The organism is Streptomyces populi, from assembly GCF_002911015.1.
Classification (GTDB): domain Bacteria; phylum Actinomycetota; class Actinomycetes; order Streptomycetales; family Streptomycetaceae; genus Streptomyces; species Streptomyces populi.
In genome coordinates, this window is sequence record NZ_KZ627110.1 from 1 (window position 1) to 657 (window position 657).

Annotated in this window: 1 pseudogene; it reads right to left on the minus strand. The window is 68.8% G+C overall.

Annotated elements, in window-relative coordinates:
• Positions 1 to 113: 113 nt before the first annotated feature.
• Positions 114 to 657: pseudogene (locus CW362_RS42935) on the minus strand (IS5 family transposase); the annotation flags it as partial.

Here is a 657-nt window from a genome sequence, read left to right on the forward strand (position 1 = left end):
AGCTCCACCACTGCCTGACCAACCACCAGAAGTTCGACGAAGCCATCGCCTTCAGCACCTCCGCCCCAGCTCCATTCTCGGCAGCTGCTTGACCCGAAAGCTGCATGGGGTGTCTTGTCTCCCCCGACATGGTCGGGCCGGGTGCGCGGTCGTCCACCAGCCTGCCGGGGCACACGGATCTCTTCCAGGACGGGAATCATCTGTGGTGCGTCCCCCCTCTGGCCGGGCGTGATGACAAACCCGAGCGGGCGACACCCGCCTTCCCCGGCAAGGTGGATCTTGCTCGTGAGCCCGCCTCGCGAGCGTCCCAGTGCCTCATCGGGACGGTGACGCGCCGGGCTCCTGCGCCGACCCGGGATTTCCGGGACACGGGTGGAGGCGCCGGCCGCGTGCTGATGAGCGCGGCAGGTCGTGGAATCGATGCTGACCATGCTCCAGTCGATCCGGCCCTCGGCATCGGCGTCGGCCTGGACGGCCCGCAGGATCCTCTCCCACGTGCCGTCCGCCGACCACCTGCGATGACGGTCGTGAACCGTCGTCCAGCCACCGAAGCAGGGAGGCAGGTCCCGCCAGGGGAGGCCGGTCCGCTGCCGGAACAGAATCCCGTTGATCACACGGCGGTGGGATTGCCAGCGTCCACCCCGCCCGCGATTCGTC